Here is a 21,049-nt window from a genome sequence, read left to right on the forward strand (position 1 = left end):
CACTTGAAATATGCAAATCGTTTTTTCTGATGCCCAGTTTTGGGAAGATTTTTTACCCCTTACTTTTACAAGACCTGTCGCCGAAATGCGCTGCGGAATCCTTACGTTCTCCGAAAGATGGCAGAAATTATTGGAGATAAACCAGGTCTCTTTCCTTACAGAAGATTATCTGCAGGAAAAATACAGGAAACCGGAAGGTATCGAAAGTCTGTTTATTGTTCCCAATTTTCTGCCGGACGAAAGTGTTTTGCAGCAAATTAAAAGATTGAAATTGGGTGAAGCTTTGGTTTATGAAAACGAGCTGCTCGTCGCCAGAATCAATATGAAGAATTTCTCCCTTAATCAGATCGAGAAAATGACTGATATTCACGAAGATGTACTTTTCTTTAAACAGCCTACAGACTTATTTTCTTTCAATGAAAAAGCGATAAATTTCGATTTTGATTTGCTTACCAAAGGAAGAACTTCCGCTGAACTTTCTAACACCAACGGACTTCTGGGTGAAGCGCAGGATTTGTTTATCGAAGAAGGTGCTTCAGTTGAATTTTCAACTTTAAATACCAAAACCGGAAAAATTTACATCGGTAAAAATGCGGAAGTTATGGAAGGGTGTAATCTTCGCGGACCAATCGCCCTTTGTGAAGAATCGAAATTTAATTTAGGCGCAAAAATTTATGGTGCAACCACGGTCGGACCGCATTCGAAAGTGGGTGGCGAAGTCAATAATATTGTGATTTTCGGTTACACCAACAAAGGTCATGATGGTTTTGTAGGAAATTCTGTTATCGGTGAGTGGTGCAATTTGGGTGCAGATACCAATTCATCAAACCTTAAAAACAATTATGCTGAGGTAAAACTCTGGAATTACAGAACCAAAAGATTCGCAAACACAGGTTTACAGTTTGCGGGATTAATCATGGGCGATCATTCTAAAAGTGCCATCAATACACAGTTTAACACAGGAACTGTTGTTGGAGTTGCTGCCAATATTTTCAAAAGCGGCTTCCCGCCAAATCTCATTGAAAGTTTCTCCTGGGGCGGAATGAAAGGTGATGAAAAATTCAAACTTGAGAAAGCCTACGAAGTTGCCGAACTGGCAATGGCACGAAGAAAAGTTACATTTACCGAAGAAGACAAACATATTCTGAAACATATTTACACCGAATATTAACCCGACACGATTTTTAGCGTAGCTCAAATTGCTTATCTTTGCAAAAATTTTCTCACTTAAACCGTTTATAGCATGCAACTGTACAACACTTTAAGCGCAGAAGAAAGAGCTCAGTTAATTGATGAAGCCGGTAAGCAGCGTCTTACTTTGTCTTTCTATGCGTACGCCAAAATCTCAGATCCCAAAAAATTTCGCGACGAATTATTTATAGCCTGGAACGCCCTCGATGCATTAGGCAGGATTTACGTAGCTGCCGAGGGAATTAATGCCCAGATGAGTATTCCTGAAGAAAATCTTGAAGCCTTCCGCGAAACACTGGAAGTGTATGATTTCATGAAAGGAATCCGCTTGAATGAAGCGGTGGAGCATGATGATCACTCTTTCTTAAAACTTACGATTAAAGTCCGAAATAAAATTGTTGCCGACGGTTTAAACGATGAAACTTTCGATGTAACCAATAAAGGAATCCACTTAAAGGCAAAAGAATTTAATACTTTACTCGAAGATCCCAATACGATTGTTGTGGATTTCAGAAATCATTACGAAAGTGAAGTCGGGCATTTCGAAGGAGCAATTACGCCCGATGTGGAAACTTTCAGAGAGAGTTTGCCGATTATTAATGAAAAGTTACAGGATTTCAAGGAAGACAAAAATCTTTTGATGTACTGTACAGGCGGAATTCGTTGCGAAAAAGCCAGCGCTTACTTCAAACATCAGGGTTTCAAAAACGTCTTTCAGCTCGAAGGCGGAATCATTGAATATACGCGCCAAATCAAGGAAGAAAATCTGGAAAGCAAGTTTATCGGTAAAAATTTTGTGTTCGATCACCGGTTGGGCGAGCGGATTACCGACGATATTGTTTCGCAGTGTCACCAGTGCGGAAAACCTTGCGACAATCATACAAACTGCGCGAATGACGGCTGTCATTTACTTTTTATTCAGTGTGATGAATGTAAAGCTGCCATGGAAAACTGCTGTTCAGAAGAATGTCAGCATATTATCCATTTGCCTCTAGAAGAACAAATTAACATTAGAAAAGGAGTTAATGTAGGCAACAAAATTTTCAGAAAAGGAAAATCTCCGGCGCTGAAATTTAAAAATTCCGGTGATTTACCAAATAAACCTTTGGCAAAAACTGAAAACAAAAATAGCCGCCAGAAAATTGCTGTGAAAAAATCTTTACTTGGCAAAGCCGAACATTATTTCACGCACTCGAAAATTGCCCAGTTCTTACTGGAAAATGGTGAGCTTTCAGCAGGTGATAAAGTTTTGATTTCCGGGCCGACAACCGGCGTGCAGGAAATTACATTGACACAAATTTTCGCCAACGGAAATCCATGTGAAACAGCCAAAGCCGGCGACCAGATTACTTTTTCGGTTCCGTTCAGAGTTCGTTTATCCGATAAGCTTTATAAAATTTTAGCATCATGACAAAAAGCGGAAAAATAGAACTGATGTCACCTGCCGGCGACTTCACAGCCATGCAGGCAGCTTTGGATAACGGTGCAGATTCCATTTATTTCGGAGTTGAGCAGCTTAATATGCGGGCACGAGCTTCCATGAATTTTACGATCGATGATTTGCCTGAAATCTCCAGAAGATGTGCTGAAAAAGGGGTGAGAACTTATCTTACTTTAAATACCATCGTTTACGATCACGACCTGTCAATCATCAAAACGCTTCTGGATAAGGCAAAAGCCGCCAATCTAACCGCGGTAATTGCGATGGACCAGGCCGTAATTTCTTATGCGAGGCAAATCGGGATGGAAGTTCATATTTCCACACAAATCAATATCACCAACATCGAAACGGTAAAATTCTATGCGCTTTTTGCTGATACGATGGTGATGAGTCGTGAGCTATCGATTACCCAAATCAAAAAAATCTGCGATCAGATCATTAAAGATGATGTGCGCGGACCTTCCGGAAATTTGGTTGAAATTGAAATTTTCGGTCACGGAGCTTTATGTATGGCGGTTTCCGGGAAATGTTATTTGAGTTTACATTCTCACAATTCTTCAGCAAACAGAGGTGCGTGCAAACAGAATTGCCGTAAAAAATATACCGTCATCGATCAGGAGTCCGGCTTCGAAATTGAGCTGGACAACGAATACATGATGTCGCCAAAAGATTTGTGTACCATTGGTTTTCTTGATCAGATCGTGGGCGCAGGCGTAAAAGTTTTAAAAATTGAAGGCCGTGGACGGGCGCCTGAATACGTAGCAACGGTTACTAAATGTTACCGAGAAGCAATTGATGCGATTGCTGATGGAACTTTCAGTCAGCAAAAAGTTGAGGAATGGATGAAACAGCTGGAAACCGTTTACAACAGAGGATTCTGGGATGGTTATTATTTGGGTCAAAAGTTGGGAGAATGGTCTGACACTTCCGGTTCAAATGCAACCCAGAAAAAAGTTTATGTCGGAAAAGGGAGAACTTTCTACGCAAAATCCAATATTGCAGAGTTTTTAATTGAAGCTTATGATGTAAATGTAGGCGACAGAGTTCTGATTCAGGGACCTACGACCGGTTCTCAGGAAATGATTCTTGAAGCGATGCTGGTTGATGAAAAACCAAATGCGGAAAAGGCTTCAAAATCTGATATCATTACCTTTAAAACAGATTTCAGAATCAGACCTTCGGACAAACTGTACAAAATTGTTGAGAATAACTGATGGTGATCATTACCCTGCAGCGCGACAAGTGTATTGGCTGTAATTACTGCGCCGAATTTGCGCCGGATTATTTTAGAATGTCGAAGAAAGACGGCAAATCTGTACTGTTGAAGACGGAAGATAAAAAAGGTTTTTACACCTTGAAAACTCCCAATTACGAAGCCTTTGATCCTTGTGAAAAGGCTGCGAAAGCCTGTCCGGTAAAGATTATTTCGGTAAAAGAAATTTAAGATGAAAAAGAGTGATCTCAGAGAAAAATATCTGAAAAAACGGGAAAGCTTTTCGAAAGAACAGGTTTTGTCGTTATCAGAAAAAATTTTTAGAAATTTTACTGATAATTTTAAGCTCAGCGAAAATCAGAAAGTTCACTGTTTTCTTTCGATTCCGGAAAAAGGAGAAGTTGATACGAAGTTGTTTTTGAATGAATTTTTTAAAAGAGATATCCGCGTTTTTGTTCCAAAAATTTACCGTAAAAAACTTATTTCGGTGGAAATTACTTCAGAAACTCAGTTAATCAAAAATTCCTGGGGAATTTCAGAGCCTGAATCTAACGAGGATTCCGGCGAAACTGATTTTGATTATGTAATTACCCCTTTGCTTTACTGCGATCAGCACGGAAATAGAGTAGGTTACGGTAAAGGTTACTACGACGGTTTTTTTGAAACCGTAAATCCTAAAACGCTGAAAATTGGATTAAATTTTTTCGGTCCTTATGAAGAAATTGCTGATCTTAGGGAAAACGATATTCCGTTAGATTATTTGGTGACTCCCACCGAAGTGCTGTCTTTTCTAGGAACAGGATCAAAATCAACAAAGTAAAATTTAAATTCTTTTTTGAATTTTACAGGAAAGAGTTTCAGCATATACTGTGCGGTTTTTTCAAAAGTGCCTATCGATTTATTTTTCTGATCGAAATATTCAACATCAAATTTCGCAAAATCCAGCGTATCGGTGCCGATAATTTCCTTTGAGACGGTGATGTTCCCAACTTTTGCTGTTTTTACCTTGAAGCTGTCGAGCTTCTTGAGTAAAGGCTGAAGTTTAGTAGAGTCGTCTTCTGAAAAGTAGCTTTTCATTTGCGAATAAATTACGGAATCGATTTCTGTATCGCGGTTTCCGGACGTGTAAAGCGTTGAAAGATCGAGCAATTCCTGGATTTTCTGTTTTGTAATGAATGAAATGGCCTGCGCACTGTCCATCTTATTTACCGGGTAAGATACGGTGTTGTTATTGTTTCTAATTTTTTCCAGATCCGAAAGTTCTGTAACTTCTTTCTTGCACGAAAAAACGATAAAAGCCAATGCCAGAAGCAGAGGAACTGTTTTAATTATTTTCTTCATCGTTGTCGATTTTAAATTTAATCATTACTATTTTTCCTGAGTTATCAGTTTGTGTATCAATTACTTCCAGTTTTTCGAGTGACGTCGAGGGCAGCGTAACCAAATTGATATAGCGCTGCTTGTCCATTGTTTCCACCCCATAAAACTGATTGTCGAAAACCTGATAAATAAGCGCGTCATCACTTATCAGATAGTTTAAGCTCACCCTTTTCTTTTTTAAATCTTTCAGGGATTTCGAGTAGTAAAAAAGCATAATCGCGTAATCATTGGGTTTCAACTCAATGTTTTCAGCTTCCGGCGCAGTTTCCAGATTTCTCTGTATGGTGTCGGTCCTGTAAAAAGGCGAGGAAACAACCATAGTTAGCGATTTGGATTTAGTGGTATAAACAAACGGCTCATTCGGTTTTGCTACGTAAAGAATCGGTGTTTCGTTTTCTTTAAGAATCTGTACCTGAAGTTCGGCATTTATTTTTGAGTTTCTGTCGGCATCAATAAAACTGTAATAATATTTTTTACTGAAAATTTCATCTTTAAAACCTAAAAGTCCTGCCAGAATTGCCAAAATTGCGGAAATACCAAGCCAGATGTATTTTTTTACAAGAGAAAATGTAGATTTATTTTCTGAAAGATCATACGTAGATAATTCTTCCTTTTTTATTTCAATTGTTTGATTATCAATATCGTTATTTTGTAAAATAGATTTTTCTTCCGCTAAATTTGTCTCTTTTGGGATTGCAATTTGAGGGATTTCTTCTTTTTCAGTATCCGGTTCTAGGATCTGTGTGTTTTCAACTTCTTTTTCGAGTTCTTCAATTTCAGATTCCTGTAATTCTTCGTAATCTTTAAGGATTTCATCTGCAAAAAGATGGTTCTTTTTAAAGTCATACCATGACACGTAACCCGCATAAACAGAGAGAATATTGAGCATATCAATGCGTGGTAGTTTCGTGACAGGGGAATTTTTAAAGTAGGTGTAAAAAGACTTTTCGCTGATATTTCCTTTTGCCTTTTTTCGCAGATCTTCCTGAAAATAGATGATATCAATTCCCTTCCATTTTGAAATTTCATCAAATGAAGGGCTGTGATCTTTTAAATACTGAGACTGAACCTCAGATTTTAGCTGTTCAAAGTGTAATAAATCTAAATCGCTCAATTGCTAAAAATTACGTAATGAATTGATTATCAAATATCTTTTTTTGTAAAACAATTTTACAAATATATTACAATTAATTTTCTAATACAAATTTAATTCTCACCATACCTTTGTCCTGTTCAAAATGATAAATGAGAACACAAACAAATTAGTAAACAAAACAATTAAATTTAATTTATTATGAAAAAGTCATTATTCGTAGCTGGTATCGCTGCTTTAGCTCTTGTAGCTTGTAAAAAAACTGAAACTGTAGAAACTGCTAACGCTGCTGATTCTGCTGCTGTTGAAACTGTTGACTCTGCTGCTGCTGTAGTTGATTCTGCTGCTGCTGTTGTTGATTCTGCTGCTGCTGTTACTGCTGAAGCTGGTGCTGCTACTGTTGAAGCTGCTGGTGATGCTGCTAAAGCTGCTGGTGAAGCTGCTACTGATGCTGCTGCTGAAGTTAAATAATTTAACTCCACAAGTACAAAATAACCGTTTCTCTCAGAGAAGCGGTTTTTTTATGCTGTTAATTTAGCTTTTGTCGTAAAATTTCATAACAGCTTATTGCCACAGCGTTGCTTAAATTTAAAGAGTCTATACTTCCTGCCATAGGGATTAGGGTGTTTTTACCTTTTCCAATCCAAAAATCGCTGAGTCCGGAATGTTCGGTACCAAAAAGAAGTGCACTGTTGCCTTTAAAATTTTGCTGATCGATATGCTCTGCGCTTTCATCCATTAAAGTGGTGAAAATATTAAAACCTTTTTCCTGTAGAAATTCAAAAAGCTCTTCATTTGCTGATTGGAAAACTTTCATTCCGAAAAGACAGCCAACACTGGATCGTATAACGTTTGGATTGTAAAAATCAACCTTTGGATCAGTGATGATTAACGCTTCAATCCCAAAAGCCTCACAACTTCTTAATATTGCACCTAAATTTCCCGGCTTTTCGATGCTTTCAACGATAATGACAGAGGAATTTTCTTTAGGAACAAATGTATTCAATTTAGGATATTTGGATTTATAAATGCCGATAATTCCTTCTGAACTACCGCGATACGCTATTTTATCGTATACTTTTTCAGAAACCAAATTGATTTTGCCTTTTGGAAAGTCTTCGCGGTAAATGCTTTCGCAGATAAAATATTCCTGCAATTCAAAACCGAAATTTGTGGCCATTGTATTTTCCTGCTGCCCTTCAACCACAAAAGTTCCAGATTTTTTTCTGAAACGGTTGTCGGTTATTAATCGGGTAAGGTTTTTTATTTTTTCGTTCTGAAGGCTTTCAATTAACATGGTGCAAATTTAGTAATTTCTATTCACCGAATTCTACTTGATTTTCAGCATTTTCAACCAAACCTGAAGATAGGTTCTTCCTGTTTTTTGCGCCAAGTGACTTTAATTTCTGAGTTTGGGTTATAAGATTATCTTTTCCGCTGGCTAACTGTTTGAAGGCATCGGTGTAAGAACTTTTTGCTAAATCTATATTTTTGCCCACTTTTTCGAGATTTTCAACAAAACTTACGAATTTATCGTAAAGTTTTCCGCCCCGTTCAGCGATTTCAAGGGCATTTGTATTTTGATCTGCCCGTTTCCATACATCGGAAATCAGTTTCAGGTATGCAATAAGATTGGTCGGACTCAGTAGAATAATATGTTTGTGATAAGCATAGTTCCAAAGTTGGGTATCATACTGAACCGCTGTGAGGAAGGCAGGTTCCACAGGAATAAACATGATTGTAAAATCCAGGGAATCTTTTAGATCATCGTATTTTTTCTGTGAAAGCGAGTCGATGTGTTTTTTAAGCGCAGCGATATGAAGTGCAAGATTCTGTTTCCTTTCGTCCTCATTTTCAGCAGAAACCATTCTTTCATAAGCGTTTAGAGAAACTTTTGAATCAATGATAATTAACTGATTTCCGGGAAGTTTTAAAACAAAATCTGGTCTTTGATTTTCTCCGTGTTCATTTTTTATATGATATTGCGAGAAATATTCACGGTCTTTTGTTAAGCCCGAATCTTCCAGAATTCTTTCAAGAATCATTTCACCCCAGTCGCCCTGGGCTTTCGTTTGGCCTTTCAGGGCTGTTGCGAGATTGTTTGCTTCCTGACTTACTTTGTTGGTTTGTTCCATCATCAATTTGATGGTGTTATTCAATGAAAATCTTTCGCGCGCTTCATTTTCATAGACTTCGTTTACTCGCTTTTTAAAAGTCTCGAGATTCTCGCCGAGCGGTTTCAGCAGTAGATCAAGGTTTTCCCTGTTGGATTCGGTAAATTTTTTGGATTTTTCTTCCAAGATTTCGTTGGCAAGATTTTTAAATTCGTTTTTAGCCGTTTCCTGGATCTGTTCGATTTCGGCTTTCTGCTTGTTCAGGGCTTGCTGTAAGCTGTTATTGATTGCTGAAAGCTCTGCATTTCGCCCAAATATTTTTTGATTTTCACCCGTTAAAATTTCAATTTGTGAATGCTGTTTTGCGTTTACTTCGCGAAGCTCCTGAAACTGATTTTGCAAAGCATGATGCACTGCAGAAATACTGGCGATTTCATTTTTAAGATCATTTAAAACATTAGCTTGATGAAAATTTACTTCTTTTTCATTTTGGTATAAATTAGTCAATTCGCTGATTTTCAGTTGATTGTTTTGTAAATCAGCATTTGTGCGGATGAAATTAGTGTTGAGTTCATCAAAAATTTCGCGCGGAATATTTCGGGATTTCAAGATAAGATAAAGTATAAGGCAGCCTAAAACTGCGCCGATAATAAGACCGGTAAATAAAGAAAAGATTTCCATATTTCAAAAATAGGAAGAAAAAAGTGACTTTTTGCTTTAAGTGAAAATTTACGGAGCTTCCTTGGAAATTTTTTTATGGTATTTGAGATGCATTGGAAGGGCCGCAGAACCGTACCATGGTAATATTTCTACTTCGAACACCCCGGATTTAATCGTTGGATCATTCTGTAACAAAGTATTTGCCTCATCTTCGGTTTTTACATCCAAAAGAAAAATCCCACGATACCCAAGTGAGTTTTTTGTCGCGAACGGACCAGCCATTTTCAGTTTTCCGGCTTTTTCCATGGCTGTCATATTAGAGAAATGTCCTTTAAAAAGTTCGGCTCTTTCTGTTTTATCAGTGATTTTTGCATCGTTTGGTCCGGTTTTCAGGATAACGAGCATATAGTTTTTCATTCCTCTTTCGTCTGCACCCAGTGAATCGGCAAGTTTCAGATCAAAATTGGAAGACATTTCATACAGAACTTGTTTTGCTTCTTTTTCTTTTGGCTTAACAGCACAGGAAAAAAGGTAGAGAGAAATCACTGATAACAAGAGAAGATTTTTCATGATGCCGGTTGTTGTTTTTTCAGTTTGTGGAATTAATCTTTAATTCTCAAAAATTCCTTTGCAAGCTCGATCATTTTGGGATCGCCGGTATATTTTCCGTGTTCATCTGAGAGTTTTACTGTCGGAATCCAGTCTCCGTTCACCGATTGCGCCGCTATAAGTTTCATTACAATGTTCATCGGTTTTACGCCTACATCGTTGGTAAGATTGGTTCCGATTCCGAAAGAAATACCAATTTTTCCTCTGCAGGCGTGGGTAATTTCTGCTACTTTTTCCAGATTCAGCCCATCAGAAAAAATGATGTATTTAAATAATGGATTAATTCCGTTCTGCTCGTAGTGGGCAATGGTCTTTTCCGCAAATTCTATGGGATCACCGCTGTCGTGCCGCACGCCGTCGAAAAGTTTTGCAAACTTTTTATCAAACTGTTGGAAGAAAACTTCTGTGGTGTAGGTGTCGGAAAGCGCTACACCGAGGTCGCCCCGGTAAACATCCACCCAATGTTCCAGCGACAGAGCGTTCGCCATTTTAAAACCATATTCTGCAGCGTGGAACATAAACCACTCGTGGGCGTGGGTGCCAATGGGTTTTACACCGTATTTCATTGCAAAATGGACATTGGAAGATCCCGTAAATTTTGAGGATTTATTTTGTGTTAAGGCATCTACAACCAAGTCATGAACCTGATAAGAATGCCGGCGGCGGGTGCCAAATTCAGCGAAGTTAACTCCCAGATTATCGAGTTCTTCGGCTTTTTCAAGGGTGTTGCGAATTACGGTTTCGTCGGAATCCCTTTCTATTCCGTTCATTACATAATGAAGTTCAGAAATTAAAGCCAGCAAAGGAACTTCCCACAAAATGGTTCGGTACCATTCGCCCACAACCGTAACTTCCAAATCGTTTTCTGTCTGTACGATCTGCACTTCGGAAGGATCGTACTGGTAGCCTGCCAGAAAATCGAGATAAGGCAAATCGAGATATGGACAGGTGTTCCGCAGATATTCTTTCTCTTCTTTGGTGAGTTTCATTTCTGCCATGGCATTGACCGATTTGCGCAGTTCCTCATCAAAACCTTTGGGGAAATGATGTTTTCCGCGGTTGATGAAGCTGTATTTAACTTTTTCACTCGGAAAGAGTTTTACCACCGCGTTCTGCATTGTGATTTTATAAAAATCGTTGTCGAGGATTGATTTTAAACGGACTTCGCTCATGGGTGAGAAATTTTCTGTAACAAAAGTAAAGATTCAAAACAAAAAAATCGCCTTGTGAGAGACGATTTTTAAACTAGATTTGTTGCTCAATTATTTGCCGAGGTACGAATTGTACATCCAAACTTCTTTTTCCTGCTCGGTAATGTAGTCGCTCATCTGCGAGTTTGTACCTTCATCCCCAGCTTTTTCTGTCATGTCCAGAATTTCGCGCTGAAGATCGATTACGATTTTAAAAGAAGCCAAAATATTTTCTACACATTTAGTCCCGTTTGAAACTTCGCGACTTTCTTTAATTGTTGAAAGTTTTAGATAGTCGGAATAATTATGGTTAGGCACTGCACCAAGTGTAAGGATTCTTTCCGCAATTTCATCAATTTTAAGAACTAAGTTATTGTAAAGTTCCTCGAATTTTGGATGAAGTGTAAAGAAATCATTTCCTTTAATGTTCCAGTGCGCGCCTCGGGTATTCTGATAAAATACAGAATAATTAGCAAGCAGTTCGTTTAATTTTTCAGCGATGGCTTTGCAGTCTTTTTCCTGCAGCCCAATGATCGTAGCGTTTCTCATAACTTTTTACTTTTAACAAAGTTACGAAACGGTTTATGGCTTGCAAAATATCAGCGATTGAGTTTAGCTATGAGTAAGAATTTAAAGCTTTATAAACTTAAAAGATTTTACCGAATCAGGAGTTTTAACAGAAAGAATATAGGTTGACGCCGGCAAATGACTCACATTAATCCTTCGTTCGGACGTGGTGAAGAGTAGTTTACCGCTGAAATCGAAAATAAATATTTTTTCAACCTTTATTTTATTGGTTTTGATGTTGATGAAATCTTTTGTCGGGTTTGGATATACACTTAAGTCGCGGTTGATTTCTTCAGTTCCCAAATCCTTAGCTAAAATTACAGGCTCACGAAAAAATGATATTTCCATCAGTTCTTTCGGCAGTTCTTCAAAAACATAGGCTTCGCAGGTGTAAGTGCTGAAATCTTCCTCTTCTACATTATTGATATGGAAGGTTTCTGTGGTCACTGGTGTTTTTTTGTCTAAATCCTTAAACCAAGCAAAAGCATAATCATCTCCAGAAATGGATTGAGAAATAAATACTGGATTTCCCAGTGAGGCGTAAACGGTTTTTGGTTCATCGTATCTTTGGGGCGAATACGTAAAATCTGCCAGTTTTTTTTCTCTCAGAATAAAATTTTTGATGTTCTGTCTTGAATATCTATTGTTTTCCAGAAACGTAAGCGGCGGAATGCTTTCAGGGATTTCACCCGAAAGTTTATTACCGGTAAGAGAGAGCATCTGCAGTTTTTCCAATTGAAGCAAGGCGGTAGGGAAATTGCCTGAAATTAAATTGTTGTCGAGATAAATCTGCTCCAGATTCTTTAAAATCAAAAGGCTTTCGAAACCGCCGGAGATTTTATTGCCAGACATATTTAGATGAACCAAATTTTTCAGTTGCGATAATTCGGCCGGAAATTCTGTTATTTGATTGTTTTGAAGAGAAAGCCATTCCAGGTTTTTAAGATTTGGTAAAGCTGATGCATAATTTGCGGAAAATTTATTATTGCTTACCTCGAGGGTGCGTAAAGAATTTAGTGATCCTATCTCTGATGGGATTTTTGTGAGTTGGTTTCCTGAAAGATTAAGATCGGTGAGTTGAACAAGCGGCGATAAATTACTGAAATTTTGAGTCAGTGTATTGTTGCTTAAATTGAGTGATTCAAGATGAGGCAAAGATGAAATTTTCTGTGGAATTGATGTAAGCCCCGTGTGCGATAAATCCAAAACTTTAAGTCCGCTGAAATTCTGCAGAAAAGCATCAATATCAGCAAAAGTGAACTGATTATTACCGAGAGAAAGTTCTGACAAATTCGAAAGCGGAAGGATTTGCGAGGTAGGATCGCCTGTTAAACGGTTGTTGCTGATGTCGAAACGAACCAGATTAGTGAGTGAAGCCACCGACGGAGAAATTTCTCCCGAAAGCTGATTGGAGCTTAAATCAAGTTTCTGTAATTTAGAAAAACCTGAAATGGTGGGGAAATTTCCTTTCAAAGCATTGCCGCGAAGGTTAATTTCGGTTACATTTCCGTTTTTAATTTGTACTCCATACCAGTTTTTGGGGTCTTTATCCAGATCCCATTTCTGGCTCCACTGATCACCGGAAGTGCTGTTGTAAATATTGATGAGCGCTGTTCTTTCCGCAAATGAAATGCTCCACTTCTGCGAAAAACATAGCTGCGACAAGAATAAAAAAAATAGAAATTTCTTCAAAGATGCTGTGTTTTTTGGTTTACAAATATATATTAAAACTTAAAACACGCGGGATACGATATTAAAAATTTGCATATTTGCACGATGAGGAAGTATTTATATACATTTTTACTAATTTTCACAATTGTCACTGGTCTTTATTTTTTTCTTGGTTGGTCGCAGTTGCAGGAAGGTCATCGCTATATTTATCCTATTGATGATGTGTATATTCATCTAGCTTTAGCAAGGAATTTAGCAGATTATGGAATATGGAGTGTTAACACCACTGGCTTTGACAGTGCCTCTTCCTCCATATTATATACATTGTTTCTTTCTGCATTAATAAAAGTCTTCGGAGACTGGGAATATTATCCGTTAATTATAAACATTTTTTTTGGATATCTCACTGTGTATATGGTGTACAGATATTTCAAAGAAAATTATGGGGAGCGCGAGATCAAGTGGGCAATTGTATTGCTACTTCCTTTTTCTATGTTATATTTTTCTGCTTTATTGGGTATGGAGCATACGCTGCATATGTTCTTAATAGCTGTTGCAGTTTATCTTATTCATCAAAACGCAAATTCTGATTTCGATCGAAGGGACTTTTTGAAAATGCTGGCCGTTGTATTTTTCATTTCAATTATAAGGTTTGAAAGTATGTTTTTTACAGTAAGTTTAGCTCTTGCACTTTCGCTGAGAAAAGAAATTCGGAAATCGGTGCTGGTTTTGATCACAGGCTTTTTGCCAATTGTGATTTTCGGCTTAATCTCTGTAAAAAATGGGGGATATTTTTTTCCCAATTCTGTCATGATAAAGGGAAATTATCCTTCAGATGAAAATTTTTTATATAGTATATGGAATATTCTGGAAAAAGGAATTTTATTCAATTCCAGTTTTTATAAATGTCTTTTTTTTCCGTTTGTAATTATATTGGTTTATTTACTTAATAAATACAGAAAGTTAAAAATTACTGTTTTTTTTAAATATGAAACATTAATCATAACGGTGGTTTCGATGGCAATTCTACATTCTCTTTTTGCTTTATTGAAATATAGGTACGAGAATTACTTGATGATTGCTGTCTTTCTGGTCATTATCCCGATTATTGCTGAAGTTTTTAAAGAGTTTTCATTCAAAAACATAAAAATAAATATTTCGAACTTCTTAATGATTGGCAGCGTGACCTTTGTGATCATGGTTTCTGCATACCGTTTTATTTATCATCATTTACCGCTGAAATACTCAAGCAAAGGTATCAGTGAGCAGCAAATAGAAATGTCCAGATTTCTGGCAGAATATTACAAAGGAGAAAAAGTGTTGGCTAATGATATTGGGGCAATTTCTTATTTCGGTCATGTGCAGTTGTTGGATATGGTGGGTCTTGGAAGTACCGATATTGCAACAATAAAAATTAATAATAAGCATCATTCGCGGGAACGTTACATTACAGAGAACAAAAAATATATTACACATTACGTCAGAGAAAAAAATTGCGGAATAGCTGTAATTTACCCCGAATGGTTTCCGGGAGATCCACCCAAAAATTGGATTCCTGTTTCGTTATGGACTTCTTCCACACCGTATGGGCCGGCTATCAGCAGGGTTGTTTTCTATGCTTTAAAACCTGAAGAGGTGGCGCCGCTTCAGCGGAATCTTTCCAAATTTAACCTCGATAGTAATGTAAAACAGTGGTTTTATAGATATCGGTAATAATACTAAATTGATGATAATGAAACGCAAATCGCAAAATCTTATAAATTAGATTATTGTGTTTTGCAGATTAAAAAATATTACTTACTTTTGCACCCTAAAATAAAAAGCAATTAAATGCCTACTATTCAACAATTAGTTAGAAAAGGAAGAGTCGCACTTACCAAGAAGAGTAAATCGGCTGCACTTGATTCCTGTCCACAAAGACGAGGTGTATGTACAAGAGTATATACTACCACACCTAAGAAACCTAACTCTGCACTTAGAAAAGTTGCAAGGGTAAGACTTTCTAACGGTAAAGAAGTCAACGCTTATATCCCGGGCGAAGGACACAATCTTCAAGAGCACTCGATAGTATTGGTACGCGGAGGAAGGGTGAAAGACCTACCGGGAGTACGTTATCACATTGTTCGTGGAGCTTTGGATACCGCAGGAGTAAACGGAAGAACTCAGAGAAGATCTAAGTACGGAGCTAAGAGACCAAAACCAGGTCAGGCAGCTGCAGCACCTGCAAAAGGTAAGAAAAAGTAATCATTAATTAGTAAGAAACGAAACAATGAGAAAAACAAAAGCGAAAAAAAGACCGTTGTTACCGGATCCTAAATTTAATGATCAACTGGTAACGAGATTCGTAAACAATTTGATGCTTGATGGAAAAAAATCTATCGCATTCAAAATTTTCTATGATGCTTTAGATATCGTAGAAAGTAAAAAAGGAGATAATGAAAAAACTTCTTTGGAAATCTGGAAAGATGCTTTAACCAACGTGATGCCTCACGTAGAAGTACGTTCAAGAAGAATCGGTGGTGCAAACTTCCAAATTCCTATGCCGATCAGAGCAGATAGAAAAATTTCTATGGCAATGAAATGGTTAATCAAATATTCGAAAGCAAGAAACGATAAATCAATGGCTCAGAAATTAGCTGCTGAAGTTATCGCTGCTGCAAAAGAAGAAGGTGCTGCGTTCAAGAAAAAAACTGATACGCACAGAATGGCTGAAGCTAACAAAGCATTTTCACACTTTAAATTCTAATCTGAAATGGCAAGAGATCTTAAATTTACAAGAAATATCGGTATTGCTGCTCACATTGATGCAGGTAAAACCACCACAACAGAAAGAATTTTGTTTTACACAGGTAAAACCCACAAAATCGGAGAGGTTCACGAAGGTGCTTCTACAATGGACTGGATGGAGCAAGAAGCTGAAAGAGGTATTACTATTACTTCTGCAGCAACTACCTGTACTTGGAACTTCCCAACCGATCAGGGAAAAACTCTTCCTGAAACTAAAGGATACCACTTTAACATTATCGATACACCGGGACACGTTGACTTTACCGTAGAGGTAAACCGTTCTCTTCGTGTACTGGATGGTTTGGTATTCCTTTTCTCTGCAGTAGATGGGGTTGAACCACAATCTGAAACCAACTGGAGACTTGCGGATAACTATAAAGTTGCACGTATGGGATTCGTAAACAAAATGGACAGACAAGGTGCTGACTTCCTTAACGTGGTAAACCAGGTTAAAGAGATGTTAGGATCTAACGCAGTTCCAATCGTTTTGCCAATCGGTGCTGAAGAAGATTTCAAAGGGGTTGTAGACCTTATTAAAAACAGAGCAATCGTTTGGGATGAAGCAGGACAAGGTGCTACTTTCGAAGTAGTTCCAATTCCTGATGATATGAAAGATGATGTGTTGCTTTACAGAGAAAAACTAGTAGAAGCAGTAGCTGATTACGACGAAACTTTGATGGAGAAATTCTTCGAAGATCCAGATTCTATCTCTGAAGAGGAAATCAACGAAGCATTAAGAAAAGCAACCATCGATTTGTCTATCATCCCGATGACTTGTGGCTCTTCATTCAAAAATAAAGGAGTTCAGTTCATGCTTGATGCAGTTTGTAAATATCTTCCTTCTCCAATGGATAAAGACGATATCAAAGGAACTGATCCAAGAACAGACGCTGAAATTACTAGAAAACCAGACGTAAACGAACCATTCTCCGCATTAGCATTTAAAATTGCAACTGATCCTTTCGTAGGAAGATTAGCATTCTTTAGAGCTTATTCCGGGAAACTAGATGCGGGATCTTATGTATTGAACACAAGATCTGGTAACAAAGAAAGAATTTCTAGAATCTACCAAATGCACGCTAACAAGCAAAATCCAGTAGAAGTTATTGAAGCTGGAGATATTGGTGCTGCTGTAGGTTTTAAAGATATCAAAACTGGAGATACATTATCAGACGAAAAGAACCCAATCGTTCTAGAATCTATGGTTTTCCCTGATCCAGTAATCGGTATCGCTGTTGAACCAAAAACTAAAGCTGACCAAGATAAAATGGGTAACGCTCTTGCTAAATTAGCAGAAGAAGATCCTACTTTCACAGTGAAAACTGACGAAGCTTCTGGACAAACAATCATTTCCGGTATGGGTGAGCTTCACCTCGACATTATTGTTGACCGTATGAGAAGAGAGTTCAAAGTTGAAGTAAACCAAGGTCAACCTCAAGTAGAATACAAAGAAAACCTTACCATGGTTGCTAACCATAGAGAAGTTTACAAAAAACAATCTGGTGGTAGAGGTAAATTTGCAGATATTGTATTTGAAATTGGTCCTGCAGAAGATAACAAAGCTGGTCTTGAATTCGTAAATGAAATCAAAGGGGGTAACATTCCAAAAGAATTCGTACCTGCAGTAGAAAAAGGTTTCAAAGAAGCGATGAAAAACGGTCCACTTGCTGGATTCGAAATCGATGGTATCAAAGTAGTATTGAAAGACGGGTCTTTCCACCCAGTGGATTCTGACCAACTTTCTTTCGAACTTGCTGCCAAGATGGGCTTCAAAGAAGCTGGTAAGAAAGCTAAGCCTGTGATCATGGAACCAATTATGAAACTGGAGGTTGTAACTCCGGAAGAATATATGGGAGACATCGTAGGAGATTTGAACAGACGAAGAGGTACTGTAAACGGTATGGACGACAGAAATAACGCGAAAGTAATTAAAGCATTCGTTCCACTTTCTGAAATGTTCGGATACGTAACCTCACTTAGAACCCTATCTTCAGGTAGAGCAACTTCTTCTATGGAATTTGAAAAATACGAAGCAGCACCTACAAACGTTGCCGAAGACGTAATCGCTAAAGCAAGAGGTTAATATTAAAATTTAGATTAAAATGTCACAAAGAATCAGAATAAAATTAAAATCTTACGATTACAATTTGGTAGACAAATCTGCTGAGAAAATCGTGAGAACGGTAAAAGCGACTGGTGCTGTTGTAAACGGACCAATTCCATTGCCAACTAACAAGAGAATCTTCACTGTGTTGAGATCTCCGCACGTAAACAAAAAAGCAAGAGAACAGTTCCAGCTTTCAGCTCACAAGAGATTGATGGACATCTATTCTTCTTCTTCTAAAACTGTAGATGCGCTAATGAAATTAGAGCTTCCTTCAGGAGTTGATGTAGAAATTAAAGTGTGATTGTGGCGGCTTGCTTTTAGCCAAGCGCTATTAGCCTTCAGCCAGAAACTACTATGCTATGATAGAAATTCCCTTTTCGCAAGAAAAGGGAATTTTTTTATAGATTTACATCACAAATATAATGAATGAAGAATCTGTACGCTGCATTTATGCTCATTTCTGTTGGTTTCTATGCCCAGACCCACCGCTTTATTTACGATTATCAATATAAATTAAGTGCTGAAGATACGCTGACAAAAAAAGCCTACTTTCATCTGGATGTAAACTCCGATAAATCCTATTTCTACGAACGTAAGTATTTTATTGCAGATTCGCTTCAAAAAGCCAATCAACCTTTTGGGCTCGAAGGAAAGATGACGGACCTTTTGTCCAGGGACAGAAAAGGTGGCAAAGTTTCTACCATCACATTTAAAGGATTTGACAGTTTTTTACTGAAAGACCAACCGTCTCAGAACTGGAAAATACATCAGGAATCCAAAAAGTTGGGCAACCTGAAACTACAGAAGGCAACAACTACTTGGAGCGGCAGAAATTGGGAAGCTTGGTTTGCTGCTGAAATTCCGTTTCAGGAAGGTCCTCACAAATTCTCCGGACTTCCGGGATTGATCGCTGAATTGAGCGATGACGGCAATAATTTCAGCTTTAAACTCATCCGTTCTCAATTGATAAAAGAAACGTCCGTCGTCGACCTGTGGTATAACAATCAGTTCATAAAACCGGTTGAAATTTCCTACGCACAATATGAGAAGATGCTCCTTCAGCATTATAAATCACCCTTGCAAACCCTCATTACGCGGGAAATTGATTATAAAAAAAGTCCGCTGATCACCGAAGACGGAACAAAGATCGACAATGAGCAAAAATTCCGCGCGTACGAAACCGCAGAGCGATATCGAATCAGAAAATATAATAACCCTTTGGAATTAAGTCTTAAAATTAGTTATCTTGATTAGTAATTAAATATTTAACGTCCGTGTCGAACAAAGAGGGAATCTTTTGTAATGTTCTCTTTCTGAATAACTTCCATAGAAATTTAGCATAGTATTTCTTTTTTTATCATCGAAATAAAAATCAATAAAAATGGATAATGAACAAAACAAAAGTTTCTTTGACCGTTTTTCCGAATGGGCAACAGCTGCAGCTGGAAGTCCCTCTGCGTTTTTGATTGCATTGACTTTAATTATAATATGGGCAGGAACTGGGCTCGAATAAATAAACGCTTCCGAACCTAAAAAATAACATTTTTCGCCCAAATTAAGCGAAATCCTTTTGCTTTCATAATCAATGACTTCAGAACTTCAGCAGGCGCTGAAGTTTTTTGCATTTTTCGCAAAATATTTTTAACTCACTGTTTGTCAATTCAAAAAAACTTCATACATTTGCACACTCAATTTAGGGAAGAAGTATGCCTATTTCAGAAATAGAAATCACCTAAACCTCGATTGACAAACGTGAACTTAATATAATATATAAATAATGTCAGGTATTATTGGTAAAAAAATCGGGATGACTTCCTTGTTTGACGAAAATGGCAAAAACATGCCATGTACAGTTATTCAGGCTGGTCCTTGCTCGGTTTTACAGGTCAGAACCGTAGAAAAAGATGGGTATAAAGCTGCTCAGCTTGGTTTCGATGACAAGAGTGAAAAGAACGTTGGTAAAGCGTTAGCCGGCCATTTCAAGAAGGCTGGTTCTGCTCCAAAAGCTAAATTGGTGGAATTCTATAATGAATTCGTAGACAATTTATCTGTAGGAGATGAAGTGAAAGTTGATTTGTTCGCAGAAGGCGAATTTGTTGACGTTACAGGAACTTCAAAAGGTAAAGGTTTCCAAGGGGTTGTTAAAAGACACAACTTCGGTGGGGTAATGCAAGCGACTCACGGACAGCACAACAGATTAAGAGCTCCTGGTTCTATCGGTGCGGGATCCGACCCGTCTAGAGTATTCAAAGGAATGCGTATGGCAGGTAGAATGGGAGGTAAGCAAGTTACTGTACAAAACCTTCAAGTGTTAAGAGTAGATGAAGAACAAAATCTTTTAGTAGTAAAAGGTGCTGTTCCGGGAGCAAAAAATTCTTATGTAATTATCAGAAAATGGAACTAGTAGTATTCAATACATCAGGAAAAGAAACCGGAAGAACAGTTCAGTTAGACGAGGCAATCTTCGGAATTGAGCCAAATCAGCACGCGGTTTACTTAGAAGTGAAACAATACCTTGCTGCACAAAGACAAGGGACACATAAATCAAAAGAAAGAAGCGAAATTACAGCTTCTACTAAAAAGCTTAAAAAGCAAAAAGGATCTGGATCTGCAAGATACGGGGATATCAAATCTCCTACATTCAGAGGTGGAGGTAGAGTTTTCGGTCCAAAACCAAGAGACTACAGATTCAAATTGAACAAAGCTTTGAAAAGATTAGCGAAAAAATCTGTGCTTTCTCAGAAAATGAGAGACAATTCTATTAAAGTTTTAGAAGCTTTCAACTTTGAAGCTCCAAAAACTAAAGAATTTATCACACTGAACAATGCATTAGGATTCGAAGGTAAAAAATCTCTTTACATTTTACCGGAAGCTAACAAAAATGTATATCTGTCATCAAGAAACTTACCTAAAACTAAAGTATTGACTTACAACGAGATCAGTTCTTATGATTTAGTAAATGCTGGAGAGATTGTATTTTTAGAAGGTGCTATCGAGAAATTTCAGGAAAACTTAAGAAAATAAAT

General features: G+C 37.6%; 23 protein-coding genes. 15 read left to right on the plus strand and 8 right to left on the minus strand.

Features of this window, described 5'->3' with window-relative positions; genetic code table 11:
- The first annotated feature begins 10 nt into the window (after nt 1-10).
- The 5 genes from OK344_RS11455 to OK344_RS11475 all read left to right on the plus strand — a co-directional run bounded on the left by OK344_RS11455 (nt 11) and on the right by OK344_RS11475 (nt 4,665).
- Nucleotides 11-1,171: a GlmU family protein gene (locus OK344_RS11455; RefSeq protein ID WP_265144907.1), complete on the plus strand. Its 1,161-nt coding sequence runs from the start codon at nt 11-13 to the stop codon at nt 1,169-1,171.
- A gap of 72 nt (nt 1,172-1,243) precedes the next feature.
- A complete protein-coding gene (gene trhO, locus OK344_RS11460; RefSeq protein ID WP_265144908.1) occupies nt 1,244-2,602 on the plus strand; it encodes an oxygen-dependent tRNA uridine(34) hydroxylase TrhO in 1,359 nt (452 codons plus the stop codon).
- Entirely contained in the window at nt 2,599-3,846 is a 1,248-nt protein-coding gene (locus tag OK344_RS11465) for a peptidase U32 family protein (RefSeq protein ID WP_265144909.1), read from the plus strand. Before trhO ends, OK344_RS11465 begins: the two co-directional genes overlap by 4 nt.
- Nucleotides 3,846-4,076 carry a ferredoxin gene (locus tag OK344_RS11470; RefSeq protein ID WP_265144910.1) on the plus strand — a complete coding sequence of 77 codons (231 nt, stop codon included), beginning with the start codon at nt 3,846-3,848 and terminating at the stop codon, nt 4,074-4,076. Before OK344_RS11465 ends, OK344_RS11470 begins: the two co-directional genes overlap by 1 nt.
- A 1-nt stretch (nt 4,077) precedes the next feature.
- Nucleotides 4,078-4,665: a 5-formyltetrahydrofolate cyclo-ligase gene (locus OK344_RS11475; RefSeq protein WP_265144911.1), complete on the plus strand. Its 588-nt coding sequence runs from the start codon at nt 4,078-4,080 to the stop codon at nt 4,663-4,665.
- Here OK344_RS11475 and OK344_RS11480 read toward each other — a convergent pair.
- A complete protein-coding gene (locus OK344_RS11480) occupies nt 4,602-5,186 on the minus strand; it encodes a hypothetical protein (RefSeq protein WP_265144912.1) in 585 nt (194 codons plus the stop codon). The genes OK344_RS11475 and OK344_RS11480 overlap by 64 nt on opposite strands.
- Nucleotides 5,170-6,339, minus strand: a complete 1,170-nt coding sequence (locus OK344_RS11485) for a hypothetical protein (protein ID WP_265144913.1) — start codon at nt 6,337-6,339, stop codon at nt 5,170-5,172. The genes OK344_RS11480 and OK344_RS11485 overlap by 17 nt, the downstream gene beginning before the upstream one ends.
- Nucleotides 6,340-6,519: 180 nt before the next feature.
- On the opposite strand from OK344_RS11485, the gene OK344_RS11490 reads away from it, so the two are divergent.
- Entirely contained in the window at nt 6,520-6,789 is a 270-nt protein-coding gene (locus OK344_RS11490) for a hypothetical protein (RefSeq protein WP_265144914.1), read from the plus strand.
- A gap of 58 nt (nt 6,790-6,847) precedes the next feature.
- Here OK344_RS11490 and OK344_RS11495 read toward each other — a convergent pair whose 3' ends face one another.
- The 6 genes from OK344_RS11495 to OK344_RS11520 all read right to left on the minus strand — a co-directional run bounded on the left by OK344_RS11495 (nt 6,848) and on the right by OK344_RS11520 (nt 13,150).
- Nucleotides 6,848-7,615 (minus strand): TrmH family RNA methyltransferase, encoded by a 768-nt coding sequence (locus OK344_RS11495; protein ID WP_265144915.1) that lies wholly within the window; start codon nt 7,613-7,615, stop codon nt 6,848-6,850.
- 19 nt (nt 7,616-7,634) lie between these two features.
- Nucleotides 7,635-9,113: a DNA recombination protein RmuC gene (locus OK344_RS11500; protein ID WP_265144916.1), complete on the minus strand. Its 1,479-nt coding sequence runs from the start codon at nt 9,111-9,113 to the stop codon at nt 7,635-7,637.
- Between the two features lie 48 nt (nt 9,114-9,161).
- The gene (locus tag OK344_RS11505) at nt 9,162-9,662 is read right to left on the minus strand and encodes a YciI family protein (protein WP_265144917.1); all 501 of its coding nucleotides are present in this window, start codon (nt 9,660-9,662) and stop codon (nt 9,162-9,164) included.
- Between the two features lie 32 nt (nt 9,663-9,694).
- Complete coding sequence (gene pncB, locus OK344_RS11510) at nt 9,695-10,873, minus strand: nicotinate phosphoribosyltransferase (protein WP_265144918.1); 1,179 nt, start codon at nt 10,871-10,873, stop codon at nt 9,695-9,697.
- A gap of 90 nt (nt 10,874-10,963) precedes the next feature.
- Nucleotides 10,964-11,440: a Dps family protein gene (locus OK344_RS11515; RefSeq protein ID WP_265144919.1), complete on the minus strand. Its 477-nt coding sequence runs from the start codon at nt 11,438-11,440 to the stop codon at nt 10,964-10,966.
- 81 nt (nt 11,441-11,521) lie between these two features.
- A complete protein-coding gene (locus OK344_RS11520) occupies nt 11,522-13,150 on the minus strand; it encodes a leucine-rich repeat domain-containing protein (RefSeq protein ID WP_265144920.1) in 1,629 nt (542 codons plus the stop codon).
- Between the two features lie 996 nt (nt 13,151-14,146).
- On the opposite strand from OK344_RS11520, the gene OK344_RS11525 reads away from it, so the two are divergent.
- From OK344_RS11525 to rplD, 9 genes are all read left to right on the plus strand, one after another.
- Nucleotides 14,147-14,842, plus strand: coding sequence for a DUF8728 domain-containing protein (locus OK344_RS11525; RefSeq protein WP_265144921.1), 696 nt, complete (start codon nt 14,147-14,149; stop codon nt 14,840-14,842).
- A gap of 117 nt (nt 14,843-14,959) precedes the next feature.
- Complete coding sequence (gene rpsL / locus OK344_RS11530; RefSeq protein WP_031503575.1) at nt 14,960-15,373, plus strand: 30S ribosomal protein S12; 414 nt, start codon at nt 14,960-14,962, stop codon at nt 15,371-15,373.
- Between the two features lie 25 nt (nt 15,374-15,398).
- The gene (rpsG, locus tag OK344_RS11535; RefSeq protein ID WP_055041728.1) at nt 15,399-15,875 is read left to right on the plus strand and encodes a 30S ribosomal protein S7; all 477 of its coding nucleotides are present in this window, start codon (nt 15,399-15,401) and stop codon (nt 15,873-15,875) included.
- Nucleotides 15,876-15,881: 6 nt separating this feature from the next.
- Complete coding sequence (gene fusA / locus OK344_RS11540; RefSeq protein WP_265144922.1) at nt 15,882-17,999, plus strand: elongation factor G; 2,118 nt, start codon at nt 15,882-15,884, stop codon at nt 17,997-17,999.
- A gap of 19 nt (nt 18,000-18,018) precedes the next feature.
- On the plus strand, nt 18,019-18,324 hold the full coding sequence (rpsJ, locus tag OK344_RS11545; RefSeq protein ID WP_031503579.1) for a 30S ribosomal protein S10: 306 nt from the start codon (nt 18,019-18,021) through the stop codon (nt 18,322-18,324).
- Nucleotides 18,325-18,449: 125 nt separating this feature from the next.
- On the plus strand, nt 18,450-19,277 hold the full coding sequence (locus tag OK344_RS11550) for a GLPGLI family protein (protein ID WP_265144924.1): 828 nt from the start codon (nt 18,450-18,452) through the stop codon (nt 19,275-19,277).
- 127 nt (nt 19,278-19,404) lie between these two features.
- The gene (locus tag OK344_RS11555) at nt 19,405-19,536 is read left to right on the plus strand and encodes a low affinity iron permease family protein (protein ID WP_265144925.1); all 132 of its coding nucleotides are present in this window, start codon (nt 19,405-19,407) and stop codon (nt 19,534-19,536) included.
- Between the two features lie 264 nt (nt 19,537-19,800).
- Nucleotides 19,801-20,427 carry a 50S ribosomal protein L3 gene (gene rplC / locus OK344_RS11560; protein WP_265144926.1) on the plus strand — a complete coding sequence of 209 codons (627 nt, stop codon included), beginning with the start codon at nt 19,801-19,803 and terminating at the stop codon, nt 20,425-20,427.
- Nucleotides 20,418-21,047, plus strand: coding sequence for a 50S ribosomal protein L4 (gene rplD / locus OK344_RS11565; protein WP_055041723.1), 630 nt, complete (start codon nt 20,418-20,420; stop codon nt 21,045-21,047). The genes rplC and rplD overlap by 10 nt, the downstream gene beginning before the upstream one ends.
- The last annotated feature ends 2 nt before the right edge of the window (nt 21,048-21,049 follow it).

The organism is Kaistella yananensis, assembly GCF_026107505.2.
In the GTDB taxonomy this organism is placed as follows: domain Bacteria; phylum Bacteroidota; class Bacteroidia; order Flavobacteriales; family Weeksellaceae; genus Kaistella; species Kaistella yananensis.